The organism is Demequina sp. B12, assembly GCF_028823635.1.
Taxonomy (GTDB): Bacteria; Actinomycetota; Actinomycetes; order Actinomycetales; family Demequinaceae; genus Demequina.
On record NZ_JAPEHU010000004.1, the window covers coordinates 1 to 21,526 of the forward strand.

The 21,526-nt window shown below is 63.6% G+C and carries 15 protein-coding genes; 8 read left to right on the top strand and 7 right to left on the bottom strand.

Annotated features, from left to right (window positions below; all coding sequences use genetic code 11):
* Window positions 1–112 precede the first annotated feature (112 nt).
* Both ON058_RS09395 and ON058_RS09400 read right to left on the bottom strand, forming a co-directional pair.
* Window positions 113–904, bottom strand: a complete 792-nt coding sequence (locus tag ON058_RS09395) for a hypothetical protein (protein WP_274668796.1) — start codon at window positions 902–904, stop codon at window positions 113–115.
* 82 nt (window positions 905–986) lie between these two features.
* A complete protein-coding gene (locus ON058_RS09400) occupies window positions 987–1,214 on the bottom strand; it encodes an RNA-binding S4 domain-containing protein (protein WP_274668797.1) in 228 nt (75 codons plus the stop codon).
* Window positions 1,215–1,416: 202 nt separating this feature from the next.
* Between ON058_RS09400 and ON058_RS09405 the strand changes: the two genes are divergently transcribed.
* The 6 genes from ON058_RS09405 to ON058_RS09430 all read left to right on the top strand — a co-directional run bounded on the left by ON058_RS09405 (window position 1,417) and on the right by ON058_RS09430 (window position 7,771).
* Window positions 1,417–2,562 (top strand): tocopherol cyclase family protein, encoded by a 1,146-nt coding sequence (locus tag ON058_RS09405; protein ID WP_274668798.1) that lies wholly within the window; start codon window positions 1,417–1,419, stop codon window positions 2,560–2,562.
* A gap of 10 nt (window positions 2,563–2,572) precedes the next feature.
* Window positions 2,573–3,748 carry a sensor histidine kinase gene (locus ON058_RS09410; RefSeq protein ID WP_274668799.1) on the top strand — a complete coding sequence of 392 codons (1,176 nt, stop codon included), beginning with the start codon at window positions 2,573–2,575 and terminating at the stop codon, window positions 3,746–3,748.
* On the top strand, window positions 3,745–4,407 hold the full coding sequence (locus tag ON058_RS09415; protein ID WP_274668800.1) for a response regulator transcription factor: 663 nt from the start codon (window positions 3,745–3,747) through the stop codon (window positions 4,405–4,407). The genes ON058_RS09410 and ON058_RS09415 overlap by 4 nt, the downstream gene beginning before the upstream one ends.
* A 122-nt stretch (window positions 4,408–4,529) precedes the next feature.
* On the top strand, window positions 4,530–5,303 hold the full coding sequence (locus tag ON058_RS09420) for a CPBP family intramembrane glutamic endopeptidase (RefSeq protein ID WP_274668801.1): 774 nt from the start codon (window positions 4,530–4,532) through the stop codon (window positions 5,301–5,303).
* Window positions 5,304–5,572: 269 nt separating this feature from the next.
* Window positions 5,573–6,067, top strand: a complete 495-nt coding sequence (locus ON058_RS09425) for a PadR family transcriptional regulator (RefSeq protein WP_274669090.1) — start codon at window positions 5,573–5,575, stop codon at window positions 6,065–6,067.
* 33 nt (window positions 6,068–6,100) lie between these two features.
* On the top strand, window positions 6,101–7,771 hold the full coding sequence (locus tag ON058_RS09430; protein WP_274668802.1) for an AarF/ABC1/UbiB kinase family protein: 1,671 nt from the start codon (window positions 6,101–6,103) through the stop codon (window positions 7,769–7,771).
* A 14-nt stretch (window positions 7,772–7,785) separates the two neighbouring features.
* Here ON058_RS09430 and ON058_RS09435 read toward each other — a convergent pair whose 3' ends face one another.
* On the bottom strand, window positions 7,786–8,619 hold the full coding sequence (locus ON058_RS09435; protein WP_274668803.1) for a methylenetetrahydrofolate reductase: 834 nt from the start codon (window positions 8,617–8,619) through the stop codon (window positions 7,786–7,788).
* Between the two features lie 72 nt (window positions 8,620–8,691).
* Window positions 8,692–10,350, bottom strand: a complete 1,659-nt coding sequence (locus ON058_RS09440; RefSeq protein ID WP_274668804.1) for a DUF389 domain-containing protein — start codon at window positions 10,348–10,350, stop codon at window positions 8,692–8,694.
* Window positions 10,351–10,511: 161 nt separating this feature from the next.
* Here ON058_RS09440 and ON058_RS09445 point away from each other — a divergent pair, with 161 nt between their 5' ends.
* The gene (locus tag ON058_RS09445; RefSeq protein ID WP_274668805.1) at window positions 10,512–11,291 is read left to right on the top strand and encodes a L,D-transpeptidase; all 780 of its coding nucleotides are present in this window, start codon (window positions 10,512–10,514) and stop codon (window positions 11,289–11,291) included.
* Between the two features lie 206 nt (window positions 11,292–11,497).
* Here the strand turns inward: ON058_RS09445 and ON058_RS09450 are convergent, their stop codons facing one another.
* The 3 genes from ON058_RS09450 to ON058_RS09460 all read right to left on the bottom strand — a co-directional run bounded on the left by ON058_RS09450 (window position 11,498) and on the right by ON058_RS09460 (window position 18,335).
* Entirely contained in the window at window positions 11,498–15,316 is a 3,819-nt protein-coding gene (locus ON058_RS09450; protein WP_274668806.1) for a hypothetical protein, read from the bottom strand.
* 97 nt (window positions 15,317–15,413) lie between these two features.
* Window positions 15,414–16,748 carry a hypothetical protein gene (locus ON058_RS09455; protein WP_274668807.1) on the bottom strand — a complete coding sequence of 445 codons (1,335 nt, stop codon included), beginning with the start codon at window positions 16,746–16,748 and terminating at the stop codon, window positions 15,414–15,416.
* A gap of 309 nt (window positions 16,749–17,057) precedes the next feature.
* On the bottom strand, window positions 17,058–18,335 hold the full coding sequence (locus ON058_RS09460) for a hypothetical protein (RefSeq protein ID WP_274668808.1): 1,278 nt from the start codon (window positions 18,333–18,335) through the stop codon (window positions 17,058–17,060).
* A 299-nt stretch (window positions 18,336–18,634) separates the two neighbouring features.
* Here ON058_RS09460 and ON058_RS09465 point away from each other — a divergent pair, with 299 nt between their 5' ends.
* Complete coding sequence (locus ON058_RS09465; RefSeq protein WP_274668809.1) at window positions 18,635–21,520, top strand: FAD-binding and (Fe-S)-binding domain-containing protein; 2,886 nt, start codon at window positions 18,635–18,637, stop codon at window positions 21,518–21,520.
* Window positions 21,521–21,526 lie beyond the last annotated feature (6 nt).

Genomic DNA, 21,526 nt, shown 5'->3' on the forward strand with positions numbered 1-21,526 from the left:
GCGCCCCAACATCTCGTAATGAATAGGTCAAGGGTTCGATTCCCTTAGGCGGCTCAGATAAAGCCCCCGGTAGCCTCACGGCTCCCGGGGGCTTTGCTGTGGGTGGGGGCGGTCAGGTCGCGGAGCGTTTCTTGTCGCTGGTGCTGGTGAGGCCGCTTCCGGCGAGACGGTCACGGAGCCGGTCGCGCCGCGCCTGCACTCGTTGTCCACGTTCGTTGGCGCGTTCGCGTTTGCGTCCCTTGTAGAACCGGCGTGCCCAGAACGACTCTGGTCGGGCAAGTCGCAGCGTGCCTACGAGCGCGACACCGGGGATGAGCAGTCCGGACAGCCCCATCAGGAGTTTGCCCTTGAGGAGGCACAGGACGACTGTCAAGATGTGGGTTGCGACGATGATGACGAACGTGGTCCACCCTTGTTCGTTGAGGTCGGTGGAGTCCACTCCCAGCGGGGACGACCCCAGGATCAACACGGTGCCGACCACGAGTGCGACCAGTACCGCATCGATGGATTTGCGGCCTTCCTCTGACCAGTACACATCTTCCAGGTGGAGCCACAGGGCAAACTCGTCCAGCGCAAGCGCGGTCCCCGCACCGAACAGCACGGCCAAGATTTCTAGCCACGGTGAGTCTGGTCGATACCGGAAGGACAGCACACCGGTCATGAGGACCAGAAGGATCCCCCAGACTTGGTGATGCACGTGCACGCCGCCGATGTGCACGTTCTTGATCGCCCCGCCCTCGGTGGGTGTGCCGGCGACTTCTCGCCGTCGAATCTTGACGGTGACCCAGCGGGTGACAGCAAACGTGATCGTGAACCCTGCGATGAGCCACAATGCGGCGATGCGCCCGGAATCGAGCAGGGGCTGCTCTGCCGTCGCGGTCGCGACAACGGTGGGGAAGAACACGGGCCCGCCTCCTAGCGATGCAACGGGGGCATCGACTTCAGATTAGCGATGGTTGTCCTGATGCGCCGCGGCGGACGTCAGGCTACTTGCTGACGCGGGCCTTGCGCCCGTTGAACGTCACGACGTCGCCGTCGTGGAGTTGGCGTCCGCGGCGCTCATCGACCTCATCGTTCACCAGGACAAGGCCCTCGCGGATGACTTCCTTGGCCTCACCGCCGGAGTCGACCAGGCCCGCGAGTTGCAGGAACTGGCCAAGCCGGATGCCTTCGCCTCCGGTGGGGATGTCGTCGATCGGAGCAGATTTCGCCATGCCCGCATGCTATCCGGCGGACCACCTGTCGCACACCTGGGGCCACTGTGGGGGGTGGGGCTCGTGGGGTTGCCCATCAGTCACAGCGGCAACTCTCGCCCCAGCCGTGCGATCACCGGTACAGGGAGTGTCATGACCGGCACAGGGAGTGCGCACACCGGCTACCAGGCAGGAGCACCGATGCCGGGGATACCCTGGCCTTATGGTCCCAGGCTCCGTACGGAGGGTGTCGCAGACGATGAGGCGAGCGGCGGGAACGTTTGCTGCCACGCGGTATCCGGCTGGGTATCACGGTGACTATCAGGGGGATGCCGGGTTCTTCGAGGGTTGGTACGTGAAACTCGTGTCCGCTGACCGCAGTGCGCGGCTTGCGTTGATTCCGGGCATTTTCAAGGCTAGCGATCGTGGCGCTCGTGGCGAGGAAGCTCAGGACGAAGCCTTCGTTCAAGTCCTTGATGGCATCACGGGCGAGTCTTGGTATGAGACGTTCCCGGCCTCTCAGTTCCGTGCGGATCCGCGCGTGTTCGACGTCACGTTGTGGGGGCCTGGCGGTGAGGGTCATGGCACTGGGGATGTGCCGCTCGCTGGCGCTGCAGTCTCTACCCCGGTGCAGCGCTTCGACGAGCGTGGCCTGTCTGTTGACCTCGCGGGTCCTCAGCTCAGCGGGTCGGTTCGCTATACCAGTCCACTTGATCCATGGCCGGTGACGATGAGTGAACCCGGTGTGATGGGGCGCTATGCGTGGGTGCCGGTGATGGAGTGCTATCACGGGCTGGTGTCTTTTGGGCATGGGCTTGAGGGGACGTTGACGCTCGGGGACCAGGAACTGGACTTCACGGGTGGGCGCGGGTACATCGAGAAGGACTGGGGGCGGGCGTTCCCGCAGGGATATGTGTGGATGCAGACCCATCATTTCGATACGCCGGGTGTGAGCCTGTCTGCTTCGATCGCGACCATTCCGTGGGGCCGGAGTCGTTTCCAGGGCTTCATTGTGGGACTCCGGATAGCTAACTCCGCCCAGGACACCTTGCACAAGTTCGCGACCTACACGGGCGCCCGCACCACTGTCGTGGAGATTGACGATGCGTCCGTGCGGTGGGAGATGAAGGCCAAGTCCGGTGACCGGCTCCGACTGTGGGCGGAGCGGCGGCGGGGTGGGTTGTTGCATGCGCCGGTGCGCACGCAGATGCACCGGCGGGTGGAGGAGACGCTTGACGCGCGGGTGCATGTGGAACTCGTTGGCGCGGACGGCACGGAGTTGTTCGCCGGCACGGGGGAGGCGGCAGGTTTGGAGGTCCATGGCGATCTTGCGGAGTTGGTCGCATTGAGTGGGCGTCCTTCCCGGTAGGTTGGCTGCTATGCGAGCCCTGTGGCGGAAGTTGCCGTTGACGGAGACGGTGCGCGGTCGGGACGCGTGGGGTGCCGTCCTCCTGGTGGTGGCCATCGTCACGGTGGTGTTGTCTACGGACAGTGCTGAGGCGCTCGCGACCGCGGATTTCGCGGCGGCGGTTCTGGCTAGCGGGGCGCTGGCGTGGCGACGTGACGCTCCAGTGTGGGTGCTGGCGGGCGCTGTGGCGTTGTTCGCGGTGGCAACGGCGTTAAGCGAGTCGGTGTCGCTGGCGTTTGTGCCGTTGGTGGTTGCGGTGTACTCCGCGGCGGCGTGGACGCGGTCGGTGCGCATCGCTCTTGAGTCGGTACTGGCGGCGTGGGCGCTGAGCGTGGTGGCAGTGGCCTGGGGGTCGGTGGCCACGAGCGAGTTGGTGATTTCCGCTGGTGCCTGGCTGGGTGCTGCGGGTGCGATTGGTGTCGCGGCGCAGTTGTACCGGGCTGGGGTGGAGAAGGAACGCGAGCGTGCGCTCCGGGCGGAAGAGGCCCAGGATGCGCTCGCGCAGCAGCGCGTGGCGCAGGAGCGGTTGCGCATTGCGCGGGATCTTCATGACGCGGTGGGTCACCATGTGGCGGTGATGACGGTGCAGGCGGGGCTTGCTCAGCATCTGCTCGGTTCCGATCCGGACAAGGCCGGCGAGGCTTTGGAGCGGGTGCATGAGGCGGGCGCGCGGGTGATGGACGAACTTCCGGTGATGTTGCGCGTTCTGCGTCAGGACGGTGACGAGGACTCCCGCCCCGCCCCCGGGGTGGCGCTGGTGCCTGATCTGGTGGCGGATGCGCGTCAGGCCGGGCTGGACGTGACCTACGAGCCCGAGTCTCTGCCTGGTCTCTCGACGGCGACGGATATGGCCGCGTACCGAGTTGTGCAGGAGGCCCTCACGAATGCGCGCAAGTATGGCGTGGGGGCGGCCGCGTTGAGGGTTGCGATGGAGGACGGGGCTGTGGTGGTGGAGGTGCGTAACCACGTCGCGCAGCGGGCCGATGCTCGCGACGGCTCGGGTGCAGGTTGGGGCTTGGTGGGGATGCGGGAACGTGTGGGGGCGGCTGATGGCAGCGTAGAGGTGGGGCGTGACGGCGAGGAGTTTGTGGTGAGAGCGGTGCTGCCGGTGAGGACGGCACCGTTGAGTGAGGGTGAGACAGCGTGACTGTGCGGGTGGTGGTGGCTGACGACCAGGACCTGATTCGTGGTGGTTTTGTCGCGATCTTGGACTCCAGCGAAGACATTGACGTGGTGGGGGAGGCGGCTGATGGTCAGGCTGCTGTGGACGCGGCGCGCGAACTGAAGCCCGATGTTGTGGTGATGGATGTTCGGATGCCTGGCATGGATGGCCTGGAAGCTACTGAGCTCATCGGGAAGGATCCGGACCTTGCTGCGGTACGGGTCCTGGTGTTGACCACGTTCGAAGAGGACGCGTACGTGTTGCGTGCTTTGCAGGCGGGGGCCAGTGGTTTCCTAGGCAAGGGCGTGAAGCCTGCGGAGTTGGTTGATGCGGTGCGGACGGTCGCGGCAGGTGACCAGTTGTTGTCGCCGCGTGCGACGCGCAGCGTGATCGCGCAGGTCACCGCGCCTGGGCGTGCGCCGTCGGTGGCGGGCGACGTCTTCAAGGACTTGACGGAGCGCGAACGCGAAGTGGTGTTGCTGGTGGCGCAGGGCCTCAGCAATGACCAGATCGCTGAGCAGCTGTTTGTGAGTCCGCTCACGGCAAAGACACACGTGAACCGCGCCATGATGAAGGTGGGTGCCAGGGACCGCGCGCAACTCGTCGTGGCCGCGTATCAGGCAGGTGGAGTGAACGCCGAGTAGGGCACGTACTGCGAACGCAGTACGCACAAGTGTCTGCGTCTGGACGATGTGCATCGTGCCTGGAAAGAGAAGACTTGAGTCATCGCCGTACAGGCGAGTAGTCCAGACTCAAGGAGAGAATCATGGGTACCGCACCCGCCGCATCGGCCCCTAAGAATGTGGCCGCAGCCAAGCCTGACCTGCCGTTCTACAACGCCAGCCCTGTGGCGATCAGTACGGGCAAGTGGCTCGTGGTGGTGGCGGCATGCGCGCTGTCGTATGTGCAGTTGGTCGCGGTGCCGCTTCCAGGCTCGGCGGCCTTTCAGAACTGGGCGCACGCGATCCTGTTCCCCGTCATTCCGTTGATCGCGCTGGCCTGGGCGGCGCCCGCGGGGTGGACGGCGATCTTCCGTAGGGTGCGCCCGCGTGATGTGGGTGCGATGTTCGGCTTCGCGGCGATCAATCTGGTGGCGACGTTGGGCATTGCTGCGGTTCTGGGCCGGTTCATCGAACTCGAAACTAACCCCATCGGAGACACGCTTGCTGCGCTCACTGCTGGCGAGCGGGTGTCGGCGTATGCCGCGTCCATCCCCCAGCTGATTGGTGAGGAACTGGTGACGATCCTGCCGCTGTTGGCGATTGTGTCGATCCTGGTGCGCTCCTTCCGCTGGTCGCGGGGTGCCGCTGTGACGGTGGCGTGGCTGGTGACTGCCACAACGTTTGCTGCGATGCACCTGCCCACCTATGGCTGGAATGTCATCCAGTGCTTCGCGGTCATCGGAGTGGCCCGCCTGATTTTGTCGCTCGCGTACCTCAAGACCAAGAACCTGTGGGTCTCCGCCGGCGCACACATCATCAATGACTGGGTGTTGTTCACACTGCCCCTGGTGACAGCAGGCCTGGTGTTCCTCGTCTAAGACTTCCCCGGATCGGCGCTCGTTCGGGAGGGCAGCGCCACAGGCGGCCCCGTTGCGATGGTGACGGGGCCGCCACTTTTGTGCGAAGGGGGTTGCACACCGGCCGTGAGCATGTGACGATGACGATATATCGTTCACAGTCGCTGAGAGGCGAACGTTATGACGTAGACGATGGTCATCACGGACTCCAGGAGGACATCATGAATGACACCCACCGCTCCGCCAGCGGACGCTCCGCCCGCGAAAGCTTCACCCACGCCACCGACGCCATGTGGGACGCCATGGACTCACTCCGTGCTGGCTTTGACAAGAAAGTGGGCACACGGATGGGGCGCGGAGACGTACGCGCCGCCGTCCTAGCCCTGCTCCTTGAAGAGCCGATGCACGGGTATCAGATCATCCGCGAGATCCAGGAGCGCACGGAAGGACGCTGGAAGCCGTCCGCCGGTTCCGTGTACCCCACGCTTCAGCTGCTCGCTGACGAAGGCCTCGTGACCGCTGAACTCAGCCAGGACCGCAAGACCTACTCCCTTACCGCGGACGCTCAGGATGAGGCGGAAGCCGCTGCAGCATCGGCTCCCTGGATCAAGGATGACGAGGAAACGGAAGGCCGCCCCTTCGGAGCGCTCTCCAAAGCCGGACTGGACCTGGCCCAGGCCACCGCAGAGGTCGCACGCATCGGGTCCGCGGAGCAGCAGAAGGCCACTATCGAGGCGCTCGACGAGGCACGACGTAAGATTTACTCCATCCTTGCCCAGGGCTGACCGGATGCCCGGCGGCGGGGTTAAGGAGAGTTGATGCCCCACGCCAACAAGGCTCGCTACCGGCGCATTCTGCGGTTCGCCGCCCGTCACCTGGTGGCGACGTGGTGGTTCGACATCATGTTGCCCAGCATCGGCCTGGGCTCCATTGGCGACCGCAACCGCACCAAGCGCTTCCAGAACTTTGCACGCAAGTTCCGGGCGCTCGCGGTGGACCTGGGCGGCCTGATGATCAAGGTGGGGCAGTTCATGTCTTCCCGCCTGGACGTCCTGCCGCCAGAGATGACCAAGGAGCTGGAAGGTCTCCAGGACGAGGTTCCGGCGGTGCCTTTTGAACAGATGCGCGCCGTCGCGGAGCGGCAACTCGGCATGCCCTTGGAGTCCGTCTTCGCGACCTTTGACCCCGAGCCCGTGGCCGCCGCATCGTTGGGACAGGCTTACCGTGCACGTCTCACGGACGCCGATGCCGCAGACGCCGGGTTCGCCGGCGTCGTGGTTAAGATTCAACGCCCCGGCATCAGCGAGATCGTCGAGGTCGACCTCGCTGCCCTCCGTGTCGTGGGCCGGTGGCTGAACCGTGTCCGCGCGGTCTACCGCCGCGTCAATGCGCCGGGGCTAGTGGAAGAGTTCGCCGTCACCAGTCTCAAAGAGATCGACTATCTCAACGAGGCTTCCAACGCTGAACGCTTTGCCGACAACTTCGCCAACGATCCGCGTGTGCGAGTGCCCGGCATTGCGTGGGAACGTTCCACACGCAGCGTGCTCACCCTGGAAGACGTGAGCGCCATCAAAATCACTGACCGTCACGGACTCCGTGCCGCCGGCATCGACCCTTCACAGGTGGCGCACGTGTTCGCTGCCGTCATGTTCGACCAGTTCTTCGAGCACGGGTTCTTCCACGCCGACCCCCACCCCGGCAACATGTTCGTGCGGCCCACGCCCGGCGAGGGTGAACTGGGGTGGGAACTGACGTTTGTGGACTTCGGGATGATGGGCGAAATCCCCGACCACCTGCGGTCCGCGATGCGCGCCCTCATCATCGCTTCGGCGGCGCGTGACGGCCGCGGCATGGTCAAGGCATTTGAGCAGGCCGGAGTGTTGCTACCCAACGCCGATGTCCACGAACTCGAACGTGTCATGACGCAAGTGTTCGCACGGTTCGGCGGTATGGGGGTCGCCGAACTGAGGGAGCTTGACCCGCGCCAGTTCCGCGACTTCGCGATGGAGTTTGGCGACGTCCTTGTCCAGATGCCTTTCCAACTTCCGGAGGACTACCTGCTGTTGATTCGTGCAGTGTCGCTCACGTCCGGCGTGGCCACCGCGCTTGATGCGGTCTACAACGCGTGGGACACGCTCGAACCGTACGCCGCGCAACTCCTCCGTGAGGAAAGCGGCAAACTTGCCGGAGACCTGGTGAAGGATGTGGGGGAGATGGCCAGCATTGCGTGGCGCCTCCCCGGCCGTATCGACGCGGTGCTGCAGACCGTGGAAGACGGCCGCATCGGCGTCGTCGCCCCCAAGGTAGAAAGCGCGATGAACCGGCTCGAGCACACGGGACGCCGGCTCATTTCGGCCATGATCTTTGGCGCCCTGCTGGTTTCCGGAGCGCTGGTCCATGGCATGAGTCCGGGCCTGGGGGTCACCCTGATGGTGGGCTCCGTCGTGCCCCTGCTGCATGTGGTGTTTGGGCGCCGCAACTGGCATTGAGCCGCGGCAACTTCCTATGGGCGCGCGGCCAGCCAATCCAGCGTGGCGCGCACCCCGCCAAACGTGAACAGGTGCATGGACACGTCGCCGTGAACGCGGGGATCGAGTCCGTCCTGCACCGCGCTGAGGAACTCGTCGGGTCCAGCCGTGCCCAGCATCGACCCGATGGACGTGCCGTACTTCCGGGCTAGGCCCGCGCTGGAGCCAATCCCCACCCGCTTGGCAAAGCCCAACAGGCGCGCCACGCCCATAGGGCCGGGCGCTCCTACCCGCACCGGAGCCCAGATGTGGCGTTGGCGCAGCTCTGCCACCCACGCCAGCAGCACGTCCGCATCGAAACACACCTGGGTGGAGATCGACGGCGAGATTCCCTGAACCTCCAGCGCTGACACCTTGGCCGCCAACTCAGCCCATAGCACCTCGTCCGGAATGTCAGGGTGGCCTTCGGGATAGCCGCCCACGCCAGCATCGGCCACATGGTGGCGTGCCAGCACGCCCGATTCGATGAGGTCGCGCGCGCTGCTGTAGGGCCCGGCGGGACGGCGCGGATCGCCACCGATCACGAACACCGAGCGTTGGGCCGATGCGTGGGCCAGGCCGCTGACGGCGTCTTCCAGTTCCGTGGGGCTGGTGAAGCGGCGGGCGGCCAGGTGGGGGACCGGCGTGAGGCCGTGTGCAACGAGTTCCGAGGCGGTGGCGCGCCGCGAGTCCGGGGACTCCGTGCCGAGCGCGGTCACGTGGATACGTGTCCCGGGCTGCACGTGCGCGGCGATGGTGGGCACGAGCGGAAGATCCGTAGCGGAGATCTCGAGTGAGAGGTCCGCGAGGACGGCGTCGTGGCCGTTCATCGGGCACCTCCTGTGCAGTCTGTGCGCGGTCCGAGTCCGCGACCAGAAGAGTGTAGCCGCCCGAGTGTGGTGCTACTCGCTGTCTGCAGGGACCGTGACTGTGGTCTCCTCTACGGGGATCACCTGCACGGTGATGGCCACATCCGAGTCAAGCTCCTTCTTGAAGCTCTGCTGCAAACCTTGGGGTGCGGGCGCAGTGCCGGTGCCGATCAGTGCGACGGTGACGTGGTCGGCTTCCACGGTGATGTTCTGCACCACCAACCCGGAATCCTCGCCAAGCCACTCATCGACCACGCGTTGCGACACTGTTTGCAGGGAGGCTGTCTTCAACAGGCCCTGCGACGTGAACATCAGGGGCACCAGAATCACAGCGGCCAGCGCGACAAACGGAATGACGGTGGTGAGGATGCCCGATGCGCGGTGCTGGAGCGCTGCCGGACGTGCGAACCCCGTCAGCACAAACACGGCACAGGCGGCCAACACGATGGCCACAAAGTTGGTGAGGAACAGCAGGAACGCGCCAGAGGCGTCCTCGATTCGGCCAGCGCCCAGGCAGACACCCACCACAGATAGCGGCGGCACCAACGCCACCGCGATCGCGACACCTGCAATGGAGCCAGACACCCGTTTGTCGACGGTGGCGAAGGCGCCTGCTGCGCCCGCTGCCAGCGCGATCAACATGTCCACAATGGCCGGGTTCACACGGGACACGATCTGCGTGTTCGTGTCGATCGCCACGGCGACCGGAGCCCACGCCGCAAGCCCATACGAAAGCGCGATCGAGACCGCCACACCTAGCCCTACGAGGAGCGCAGAATCCAGCGCGCGGCGCTTCCACCCGTTCACAATGGCGCCTGCGAGTCCCAGGATGGGGCTCATCAGGGGCGCGACCAGCATGGCGCCAATCACCACTGCGGTGGAATCGGCCAAGACCGCGAACGTCGCAATCGCGACGGACAGCACCAACATGACCCACCAGGCGGACCGCTTGGACAGGCGGCCAGGGGACTCGTAATACAACGTTTGCGCAAGCTCCCGGCGGTGTTCTTGGCCGATGTCCGAGTTCTTGATCCAGTCCCACAGCACCGTGGGGATGTCGTCGGTGGACGGGTCCGCGGTGGTGGGAACGTCGCCTTCCGCACGGCGCAAGCCCCGTGTGACGAGCAGTAGCCCCAGCACGATTGCCGCGACTGCCACCCCGGAGATCAGCGCATTGGTCACTTGGAACGGGGCCCGTTCCGCAAGGACGCCAATCGCGATGGCGGTGATGCCACCAGTGATGCGCACGCCCTTGTGATCGATATCGCGGTTGGTGAGTGCACGGACGACCACTACGGCGCCCCGGATCGCCAAGTAGATGCCCAAGAACCCCACGATGATTGCCAGGCTGAGTCCTGCGCCCGTGGGTTCCACCAGGGTCACGATCGCCAGAAACGTAGCAAACACAAGGCTGATGAGGCCGCGTAGCAGGGACCAGAACCGGTTGCGTGACTTGCGTTGCCGCGCTTTCCCGCGCAGCGCGAAGACGATGTCGAGGACTCCATTGAGGGCGATCGCTACGAATGCGATGGTGCTCAGGGCCAGGGTCGCGAGGTCCGGCAACAGCAGAATGATGGCGCCAGTGATGGTCGCTATCAGGCCCTTGAGGGATGCCGGGTTGGCGATGGCGGCTGAACCTTTGCGCATGCGCGCGATCAGTGCGTCTTCAGCCTTGCTGCGGTCCGGCGACATCTAGTTCTCCCTCTAGCGATGCGCTCATAGTACGGCTGTGGACAACGGCTGTCTTTTTCTCGCTTTCTGTGACATTCGTCACTAGAATCGAATGACCATTGGCGGAGGGATGAGGGCACACTATGGGGGCTTGGGTTGGGCCTGCGCGGGCATGCGCGGGCGTGGGAGTGTTGGCACTTGCGTTGGCGGCCTGCACGTCGGATCCGGAGCCTGCGGTGACGTCCAGCGGCGCCACCACGCAAAGCGCGATTCCCGCACCAGATGTCAGCATCTCCGCGTCTCCGTTGATCCCCAACGTGGCGACCGCCGCTGACATTGCTACCGCCACGTCGGGCGAGGTCACGGTGTATGACTCGCCCGACGGGGAAGAGCAGGAACTGATTGCAGCAGAGGACGTGCTGACGGTGCCTGACGCGACCCCATTGACTTTCTTGGTGAAGCGTTCACAGGGTGAGTGGCTTGAGGTGTATCTCCCGGTGCGCCCGAATGGGTCAACCGGCTGGATTCAGGCTGCTGACGTGTCTGTGTCGAGCACAGACTTCCGCGTGGAGATCGGCCTCGAGGACTTCACTCTCACCGTATATCAGGGCTCCGATGCCGTGTTGTCGACGCCGATTGGTGTGGGCACGTCCGATCGGCCTACGCCTGGCGGTGTCTACTACATTCGCGAGCTCTTGCAGCCCGACACCGACGACGGTCCGTATGGGCCTTATGCGTACGGCTTGTCCGGGTACTCGCCTGTACTCGACTCTTTCAATGGCGGGGAAGCCATCATCGGCATGCATGGCACTAACGAACCTGACTCGATTGGTGAGTACGTGTCATCCGGCTGCATCCGCATGTCCAATGACGCGGTGACGGAGCTCGTGACCGAGGTTGGCCTTCCTCTCGGCACTCCCGTGTACATCTCTGAGGATGCCGCTCCCGTCGAAGACGTCTAGAAACGTCGTATCTGCGCTGCTGTGAGCGGCCTGGAGTTCTCTGTAAGGCTTTGAGAGCGCATTTCACGTCACGTTGAGGGCTTTTCCGCAGTGACTGTTGCGTGGATGCCGTGCGATGTGGCGAATCTGTGTGCTCACGTGAGGACGCCCTCCCCGCGAAACTGAGGTTCGCGGGGAGGGCGCCTGTGATGCGGCTGAGGGGGGAATCAGCCGGTGTAGGTGATCACCGTTGCTCCAACGGGCGTGGCCGCGGATGCGACGGCGCTCACGGTCTGTACCGGGTTGGCGTTGCACTCCGGGGTGGCCGGTGGGTAGTTCGCCTCGATCTCAAGTTCGGGGTTCACTTCGACCTTGATGGTCATTCCCAGTCGGGTCCAACCGAAGTTGTCAGTGCCAACCGTGACCCACTCGCCGTCCTCGAGTGCCCATCCCGGCCAGCCGGTGGGAACGAACGAGTTCGCGTCATAGGGGTCGACTTCTGTGTAGCCCTCGGCAGGCTCCACGGATGCTCCTGGCCAGAGGACTCGACCGCTCACGGTTCCGTCTTCGCCAAGCATGATGGGCTCGGGGACCTCGTAGGTTTCTCCGTTGGTGCCGATCAGCGTCACCTTGACGGTGCCGTCACCTTCGTAGCTTCCAGCGGGGTCTGTCAGCACGATGCTGTAGTCGATCCACGGGGCGTCGGCCACACATTCGGTGCTGATGAACGAGGCTCCCAGATCGGACTCTGGTCCGTCACAGGCGGGATCTTCTGAGGGGTACGCTGCGACGTCGAACTCCACGGAGGGGTTGATGTCGAGCGTCACCTTCATGCCGTCGCGGGTCCAACCGAAGTTGTCGTTACCCACGTTGGTGTACTCGCCGGATTCTTCCAGGACGTATCCGGGCCAGTTCTGAGGTGACTCCGACGCTCCGGGCCACAGCATCTGACCCTTCCAGGTGTGCGTCTTGGTGTCACTGTCGTAGCTGTACTCGATTCCGTCTTGTGATGCCAGGGCCAGAGCCACGGGCTCAAGCTCGTGCATCAGCGCCGGGTCGGCATCGTCGATGAACGTGAACCGTGCGCCATCGTTGAAGTCAACTTCATCGAAGTCGTCCTTCACGGAGATGGTGTAGTTCAGGTACGGAACACCGTCGACACACACGCCGCTCAGGACGTCGGGGTCAATCTCCGCGCACTCCACGTCGGGGCGTTCAATGGTGAACTCCTTGTTGTAGATAGCCCGGTGGATTTCGTCGACAGTCTCGAACCCGTAGGTGCCGTGTCCCAAGCCACTCAGGTCCAGATCGTGGAGTCCTCCACCTTCGAGGACTTCGAGCAGGACCGGGATGACTCCTTCCGCGGCGGGCAGGCCCGATGCGTCGAGGTAGACCTTGTCGAAGCCTTCTCCGTTCTGCACCAACTTGTACAGGCGGAGCTTGACGTCGCCTGCTCCTGTGGCTGCCCGGTAGGCGGCGCTGATGGTGCCACCGTCGGGGTCCTCACAGGTCACAGGGGTGGAGGTCACTTCGATCTCCTGCTCGACCGGGTCACATCCGGTTCCCCAGATGGCTGCGTTGAGCGGTGTCCAGTTCACACCGGGGTGTGCCACTGGCACGCCGTACCACTCCTCGTCGATCGGCGGAACGATGTAGTTCCAACTCTCGACTGACCATCCGGCGACCAGTTCATCTGCAGCGTTGAAGGGTGCCCAGGGGAACCCGAACACTGTCTGCCAGAACTTCCAGTCCTCGCTGTTCCAGTTTGCCTTCCAGTACAGGGTCTCGAGGGACCAACCGTCTTCCTCTTCATTGTTCGGGACGCAGACCTCGACCTGACCGCCAGGCTTGAAGCAGTCGTTGGGATCGCCGGTCCAGTCGGTGTACTTCACGAACCGCTTCTTCTCCCAGGGGTAGAGGGCCAGGGGCTCCCAGTCGGAGGCGTTGCCGTCGAGTTCTGTGGGGCAGTACTCGTCGGGGTACTCGCAACCGTTCCTCAGGAAGTCCTTGAACTCCCCGTAGCTCCAGTCGTCCCAGTTCATTCCGGCGTAGGTGAACTCGTAGTCACCAGAACCGAAGTTGAACGGCGGGATGATGTCCTCGTCGTGGTCACCGTGGTAGAAGTTCAGGTCGGAGCCGCCCTGGGTGAACCAGGACTTGTTGCCGACCGTCATCCACGCGACCGTTGTCGGGTAGAGCTTGCCATTGTCCTTCGCGTGGCAGATCTTGATGTCATCCTTAGTGACCTTGCACTTGCCGTTCACGGGAAGCGGTGCGTCGGAGTAGAAGTCTGCGTACTCCTGCTCGGTGACTGACTTCTTGAACCACCAGCCGCCTTGTGAGCCGGGTCCGCTGGAGAACGCGGTCTGGGGACCTTCTCCGTTGCTGCCCTTCTCTACGCAGATGTCGACGTTGTTCTGGCACCCGTTCTTCAAGTACTTGTTGAACTTGTAGTCGTTCCATCCGCCCCAGTTGCTAGCGGAGTAGGACTTGTAGGTGGCATTCAGGTGGTCGAGCACGTCGAATGCCGGGTGGATGGTCCCTGCGGGGATCGGGTCTGGGGTCACGGTGTGTGACTCTTCGCCCTTGTAGTTCTTCAGGTAGGTCCACTCGATCACTCCGGGAGTGAAGCCTGATGCTGTCTGATCTGACGGCAAGCAGACCGGAACCTCACCGGAGGCTTCGCAGTCTCCGCTGTAGTAGAACTTCCAGTTCACCACGATCGCAGAGTCCTCAGGGCCACCGTCCCATTCGAGGGTGTCACCCAGGTTCTCGTACACCTCTTCCTTGGCGTCGGTGTTGATCTTGTACCAGTCCTTCTGGACCCAGACGCCACATGGCGGCTCGTACTCGCAGTCCACCCGCTGTTGCGGGAAGGCGTTGGCATTGATGTCGGGCATCTTGTTCAGGCCGGGTGTTCCGAGGTGCCAGTTCGCCTTGGTGAAGTCCATGCCGGAAGGCATCTCCCAGCAGACCACCTCGGTGTACTCACAGGCTGCGGCACCCAGCTCTTCGTCCCACAACTTGTGGATCTCAGGGTTGTAGTCCGCTTCCCGGACTCCCATGGGAGCCCAGGTCCAGCCACCCTTGTCCCAGACCTTCTTGCAGATCTCGAGGTCGTACTCACAGCCGTTCGCGAAGAACTCTTCGTTTCCGTCCCAGTTCTTTCCTGGGTAGGCGGTGGTGGTGGACTCGTACGTGGTGCCGTGCTTGACCTCGAACGGCGGAACGATGTCGTCCTTGTGCCAGTAGCCGTTGTGGTCCTTGAACTCGAAGTAGTAACCACCGTCGTTCTTCTTCACGGTCACCCAGTCCGAAGTCAGGGTGTACTCGTTGGAGTTCTTGTCCTTGTGGCACAGGTCGACTTCGACCTTGCACTTGCTGCGGTCGTAGTCGTCGTTGTCGTCATCGTCGCCGCCGCCGTGGCGGAAGGTGGTTGCTGACTGGTCGACGTCGACGTTGTCGTTGATCAGTTCGCAGATGTCCTCGGGCAGTTCACAGCCGTTGGCGAAGATCCACTGGCCGTAGTCGTCCCAGTTCTTTCCTGGGTAGGCGGTGGTGGTGGATTCGTAGGTGGTGCCGTGCTTGACCTCGAATGGAGGAACGATGTCCTTGTCGTGGTCCCCGTGGTCCTTGAACTCGAAGTAGTAGCCACCGTCGTTCTTCTTGACGGTCACCCAGTCCGAGGTCGACGAGAACTTGTCCTTCCTGTTGTCCCAGTGGCACAGGTCGACTTCGACCTTGCACTTGCTGCGGTCGTAGTCGTCGTTGTCGTCATCGTCGTCGCCGCCGTGGCGGAAGGTGGTTGCTGACTGGTCGACGTCGACGTTGTCGTTGATCAGTTCGCAGATGTCCTCGGGCAGTTCACAGCCGTTGGCGAAGATCCACTGGCCGTAGTCGTCCCAGTTCTTTCCTGGGTAGGCGGTGGTGGTGGATTCGTAGGTGGTGCCGTGCTTGACCTCGAATGGAGGAACGATGTCCTTGTCGTGGTCCCCGTGGTCCTTGAACTCGAAGTAGTAGCCACCGTCGTTCTTCTTGACGGTCACCCAGTCCGAGGTCGACGAGAACTTGTCCTTCCTGTTGTCCCAGTGGCACAGGTCGACTTCGACCTTGCACTTGCTGCGGTCGTAGTCGTCGTTGTCGTCATCGTCGTCCGTGGCGGAAGGTGGTTGCTGACTGGTCGACGTCGACGTTGTCGTTGATCAGTTCACACACGTCCTCCGGTGGCTGACACCCGCTGTCTAGGATCGCCTGTCCACCGTCTTCCAAGTTGTAACCGGCGAAGTTGTACAGGACTCCTCCGCCTGCGTCGTGAACAGTGAACGCTGGGATGATGTCGTCGATGTGGACGCCCTTTTGCGAGCCGTGACCATTCCCAGAGGTTTCGTCGTCGAACTCGATTGGGTCGAGGTTGTCGCCGCCGGTTTGGAGCTTGTTGCCGATCGCGTGCCACGAGATCGTGATTTCCACATACTCCTTAGCTCCGTTGTTTGCGTGGCAGATCGTGACTTTGCCGGTGGCTTCACCGCAGGGCTTGTCGCCTGCGACGGGTCGGGGGTTGTCCTTGTACTCGTCGTTGGCTTGTTCTTCCGTGACACTGACGACGGTCCACTTGCCCTGAACCTTCTTGCAGATGTCGACGTATGTCGGCTCTTCGCATCCGTTCTCGTCGTCACCGCCGTAGTAGAAATACCACTGGCCAGAGGCGACTGTCAGTGCGTCGTCTTCCCATGAGTCTCCGCCATTGTGGGTGAGGATCCCGTCCTCGATCACTGCGTCGATCGCTTCACGAGTTCCGAGGTACTTGTCTACCTGATACCAGGTGCATTCCTCGATCTTGTCCCTGAGGCGGCGATCGGTAGCCTCACCTTTGCCGACGAGTGTCTGGTTGCCGGGGTTGTCGTTGCAGGAGTAGGTGCCGGCGTTCTGGCCGTAAACACCCGCTGTCGTCGCATTGAACTTGTCGCACTCGCCGTTGATCTTCCAGGTGTACCACTCGTGGTAAACACGGACACGCTCGCTGCTCTCGTCGTCTGTGCTTTCAGGGGCGAGCGACTTGGCGCTCGGGGCTTCGGGGCTCTTTTCTTCGGTAGCGGGAGGCTCTTCGCTTTCGGTGCTGTCTTCCGTGGCTGAGTCCTCGGCAGGAGGAGCGCGGTCTTCCTCGGTCGACTCGTCGCTACCAGTCCCGTCCTCTGTGCTTTCGGCGGGTGCCTCTTCTTCCGTACCGGCGTCATCGCCAGTATCTGTGGACTCTTCAGAGGTGGCAGGAGGCTGTTCAGTGCTGCCACCTCCGCCGTCATCGCCGCCTCCACCGTCATCGGTGGGTGTCGCTGACGGATCAGCGGTGGCTTCTTTATGGAGTGCTTGGAACACCTTCAGCCCTGTTCCAAGATCTGCCGCGTTGGCGGGAATGGCCCACCCCACGATTGCTAGCGCTGTCGCAGACAATACTGCTGCGATCTTTACCCTCAGCTTCATTATTCTCTTGCCTCCCCGTCGAGGCTGGGTGTCCCCCAAATGGCACCCCAGGTCACCTCAACATGCCTTCAACGCTAGTGAGATTTCTCACATGCGCAACGTGAGCATGTGACGGAAGTGACGCATGTGACAGCAAGTGGCTCGTGTGGCAAAAATCACACGATTATTTCCACAATCGTGACCTTAGTCCGTGGTAGCGACACTAAAGCGTTACTCAGCCTGCCCGGGAAACAGTTCGGGCCCCACTGCCGTAGCAGTGGGGCCCGAAGGTGCCGGAGTGCTCATTGAGGTGTGATGAGCACCCGCGTATTACCCGGTGTAGGTCACGGTGCCTCGCACAGGGGTGGCGGCAGGTGCGGCTCCAGTGCTGGTGACGGCGCCGGCACTGAGCACGCCGCTGGCGGTCACGATGGGGTCCTCGTCCTCTGACGCGTTACCGCTGTCTTCCGCAGGAGCCTCAGGCTGAGGCGATTCCTCGGCCGGGGGCTCTTCCTCCGCGGGAGGTTCTTCACTGGGGGGCTCTTCCTCAGCAGGGGGCTCTTCGCCCGCTGGCGGTGCGGGAGGGGTCTGGTCGTCCGCGCAACTGCGGTTGGTGTCGTATGCCGTCCACATCGTGACGGCGTCTGCAGGGAACTGGTAGCCCGGCTGGGGGAATGCCTCGATGACGTACTGGCCGCCGTAGACAGCGGAGAGGGCCCAGTCGATTCCTTCGGCTTCGTCGTCGTAGGTCCACGCGCCGTCCTCGGCTTCGCAGTCTTCGACCCACACGGGCGTGGGCACCACGACGGTTTCGAGGCAGTCCGCACCGTTGTAGTCCGCTCCGGACTTCGCGGTGTCCTTGCCGCTGGCGATGAGGTCGTCTCCACCCCAGATGATCTTTGCTTTGACGTCCTTGCGTTCGGTCTCGACCACGGTTTGACCGTCGGCGGTTGCGGTGTCAGTGAGCACGCGCTTCCAAGAGCCGCCCTTCTTATAGAAGAGGGTGAACTCCACGTCGCGGGTGCTGGTGTTGGTGACGGTCCACGTGTTGGTGTCGTCGGGCTCGCATGCGGGCACGTAAGAGAGCGACAGGTCGATCTCGGCAGGCTCGCCGGAGGGGCCGCCGCAGTTGCTGCCACCGGTGTAGTGGAAGTACCACTCCTTGGTGAGGCCCCAGTCTTCGCCGTGGTCCAGCTGGTTGTCGGCCACGACGGCATTGATCTTGCTCGTCTTGCCGACCATCTTGTCGACCTGGTACCACGTGCACTCTTGGAGGCCGTCGACCTTGTCGTGAGAGTTCTTGCCTACCAACGTCTGGGGCCACATCGTGGTGGCGGGGGAGTCGTTGCAGGCCGTGGATCCGTAGACGTCCCAATTGACGTGGTCGGTGGCTTTCCCTGTGGTCCACGCATCATTGCCGCCGTCGGCGTCAAACTTGGGGCATCCGGGCGCTGGGATTTCCCACGTGACCCACTGGGTGGTGGTGCCGGACGACTGGTCGTTGTCGCCTCCCTTGGATCCGCCGGCGTGAGCCGCAGGTGCTGCGAGTCCGACCACGGCGAGGGCGATGGCGCTTGCCAGCGCGATCGCTCGTCTGCGAAGTTTCATTGATTCCTCCATGCCGTGGCTGGGTGTCCGTGTGACTCCCCCTCAGCGCCAGGGCTGGACCAGACAACAGTGACATATTTCACAGAATCAACTTGCGGGTGTTGCTGATGTGACTGGAGTGACAACTGAGTGATGATGTGGCAAAAGTCACACGAATCGAGCAGGGTTATCCACATCACTCTCACTATTGGGAACGAGCAAGCAGGGATTCGCGGGCCAGTGCGTCAGTCTCGCAGCCCTCTCCAGGGCCGCCAGCTGCGCCAAACCTTGCCGCGGACAACAAGTGGAACAATGACCCCGTGACGATCGCACCTGAGCACACGGACTTGACGGCGCTCTTGCGTGCCGCCGTCGACGGAGAAGTCGACGACTCCGCCCGCAGGCGAGCTGAATACTCCACGGACGCGTCCAACTATCGAGTCCCACCCCAGGTCGTCGTCTTCCCCCGCGATGCCAGCGATCTGTTGGCCGCGCTTGAAGCTGCCCGCGTTGCCCGCGCCCCCGTCACCATGCGAGGCGGAGGTACCAGCGTTGCTGGCAACAGCATCGGCCCTTCCGTGGTGATCGACACCAGCCGCTACATGAACCGTGTCCTCAGCATCGACACGGAAGCGCGCACCGCGCGCGTGCAACCAGGACTGGTGTTGAGCGAACTCCAGAAGGCCGCCGCGCCCCAGGGTCTGCGCTTTGGGCCGGACCCCTCTACTACCACTAGGGCCACCCTGGGCGGGCTGATCGGCAACAATGCCTGTGGCCCTCACGCCGTGGCCTACGGCAAGACGTCGGACAACGTCATCGAACTGGACGCGGTGCTCGGAAGCGGCCAACGCATCACCGCACAACGTAAGGGCGTCGACACCGTTCCGGGGCTGAAAGACCTCGTCAACGCCAACCTGAGCCTCATCCGTACCGAGTTCGGTCGTTTCGACCGCCAAGTCAGCGGCTACTCGCTTCAGCACCTGCTCCCAGAACTGGGTGGAGATCTCGCCAAGTTCCTCGTGGGAACGGAAGGCACCCTCGCGACGACGCTCGAAGCCACCGTTGCCCTGGTGCCGATCGCTCCCGTGCGGATCACCGCAGCCTTCGGTTACGACGACATGCCCGCCGCCGCAGACGCCGTCATGCCGATCATGGCCCACAAGCCCCACGCCGTCGAAGGTCTTGACGCGCGACTCATCGACCGCATCCGTGCCGCCAAGGGCGACCAAGCAATCCCCGCTCTGCCGCCGGGTGCAGGGTGGTTGTTCGTGGAAGTCGGTGCTGACACAGAAGACCAAGCTCAAGAGATCTTGGCCGCGATTAAGGCCGATGCCGGGACCAGTTCCGTCGCCGTCTTCACCGATGCGGGGGAGGCCGCACGGTTGTGGGCGATCCGTGCGGACGGCGCCGGACTCGCAGGCCGCAGCGTGGACAACAAGGAATGCTGGCCCGGCTGGGAAGATGCGGCCGTGCCGCCGGAGCGCCTGGGGCAGTACCTGCGCGACTTCGACGAGCTGATGGCCCGCCACGAGGTCACCGGGCAGCCCTTCGGCCACTTCGGTGACGGCTGCATCCACGTGCGTCTCGACATTCCCTTGCAGGACAGCGGTCAGCCGTTACGCGCCTTCATGGAGGACGCCGCGGCGCTGGTCACCAGTCACGGTGGTTCCCTGTCCGGAGAACACGGAGACGGTCGCGCGCGCGGAGAACTCCTCCACCACATGTACTCGCCCGAAGCGCTCGCGTTGTTTGGCCAGGTCAAGGCGTTGTTCGACCCAGCAGGACACCTCAATCCCGGCATTATGGTGGACCCGGCTCCGCTCGACCAGGACTTGCGGCGCCCCACGGCACCCCGGACCCCCGCCACGGACGGTTTCGCGTTCGCCCACGATCACGGCGACCTGTCAGAAGCGCTGCACCGCTGCACCGGCGTGGGCAAGTGCAGGGCCGATGCGATCGGTTCCGGATCAGGCTTCATGTGTCCCTCGTATCAAGCGACCAAGGATGAGAAGGACGTGACGCGTGGTCGTGCCCGGGTCCTGCAAGAAGCGATCAACGGCCAGCTCATCGGCGGACTCGCGGCACCCGAGGTCCGCGAGAGCCTCGACCTCTGCCTGTCGTGCAAGGCCTGCTCTTCCGACTGCCCCTCCGGAATCGACATGGCCGCCTACAAGTCGGAGGCGCTCCACCGCACCTACCAAGGCAAGCTGCGGCCCGTCACCCACTACAGCATCGGCTGGCTTCCCCGGTGGCTCAAGGTCGTTGGCGTCGCCCCGCGACTGATCAACGCGATCCTCAAACCGCGCTGGATCCAGAGGCTCGCCGTCTCCACCGCAGGCATGGACAGCCGCCGCCACCTGCCCACGTTCGCCACGACCCCGTTCCGGAAGAGCGCGGCAGCCAAGGCCCGCCGGGCATCGGCCCGCTCCTCCTCGACACGGGCCGAGTCCGCTACCGAACGCCGCGTAGTGTTGTGGGCAGACTCGTTCACCGACGGGCTCGACGCCCAAGTGCCGGAAGCGATCGTCACGGTGTTGGAAGACGCGGGCTTCGAAGTCGTGATCCCCGACCAGTCTGCGTGCTGTGGAGTCACATGGATCTCCACGGGCCAACTCGACGGCGCACGCAAGCAGCTCACCAGGCTCCTCGAAGTCCTGGGCCCGGTGGCGGTGAACTCCATCCCCATCATCGGCATCGAACCGTCGTGCACGGCGGTGCTGCGTGGAGACCTGGTCGAGCTCTTGCCCAATGACCCGCGCGCCCACGCCGTCGCCAACGGGATCTACACCCTCGCCGAAGTCCTCACCGGACGCGCCCCCGTCAAGCCGCGCGCCACCTGGGAACTACCGCGACTCGACGACGTCACCGCGGTTGTCCAACCTCACTGCCACCAATACTCCGTAACCGGATTCACCGCAGACCGGGAACTCCTCAAAGCTGCCGGAGCGACCATCACCGAAACCTCCGGATGCTGCGGACTAGCCGGTAACTGGGGCACCGAGAAGGGCCACTACGACACCTCCGTGGCGGTCGCAGAGAACTCGCTCCTGCCCGCGCTACGGAGCGCCCCCGAGGACGCGATCTACCTGGCAGACGGCGTGAGTTGCCGTACCCAGGCAGAAGACCTGCACGGTACGCGCGGCATGCACGTCGCCGAACTCTTGGCACAGCGCGTCGAGCGCCGCACAGCGGGAGCGGGCGAATGAGCGCCG

Excerpts from the sequence above, each read along its gene's own strand:
- ON058_RS09400 (WP_274668797.1), bottom strand. The coding sequence starts at position 1,214 with ATGGCGAAATCTGCTCCGATCGACGACATCCCCACCGGAGGCGAAGGC.
- ON058_RS09405 (WP_274668798.1), top strand. The coding sequence starts at position 1,417 with ATGGTCCCAGGCTCCGTACGGAGGGTGTCGCAGACGATGAGGCGAGCG.
- ON058_RS09410 (WP_274668799.1), top strand. The coding sequence starts at position 2,573 with ATGCGAGCCCTGTGGCGGAAGTTGCCGTTGACGGAGACGGTGCGCGGT.
- ON058_RS09420 (WP_274668801.1), top strand. The coding sequence starts at position 4,530 with ATGGGTACCGCACCCGCCGCATCGGCCCCTAAGAATGTGGCCGCAGCC.
- ON058_RS09425 (WP_274669090.1), top strand. The coding sequence starts at position 5,573 with ATGTGGGACGCCATGGACTCACTCCGTGCTGGCTTTGACAAGAAAGTG.
- ON058_RS09430 (WP_274668802.1), top strand. The coding sequence starts at position 6,101 with ATGCCCCACGCCAACAAGGCTCGCTACCGGCGCATTCTGCGGTTCGCC.
- ON058_RS09435 (WP_274668803.1), bottom strand. The coding sequence starts at position 8,619 with ATGAACGGCCACGACGCCGTCCTCGCGGACCTCTCACTCGAGATCTCC.
- ON058_RS09440 (WP_274668804.1), bottom strand. The coding sequence starts at position 10,350 with ATGTCGCCGGACCGCAGCAAGGCTGAAGACGCACTGATCGCGCGCATG.
- ON058_RS09455 (WP_274668807.1), bottom strand. The coding sequence starts at position 16,748 with ATGAAGCTGAGGGTAAAGATCGCAGCAGTATTGTCTGCGACAGCGCTA.
- ON058_RS09460 (WP_274668808.1), bottom strand. The coding sequence starts at position 18,335 with ATGAAACTTCGCAGACGAGCGATCGCGCTGGCAAGCGCCATCGCCCTC.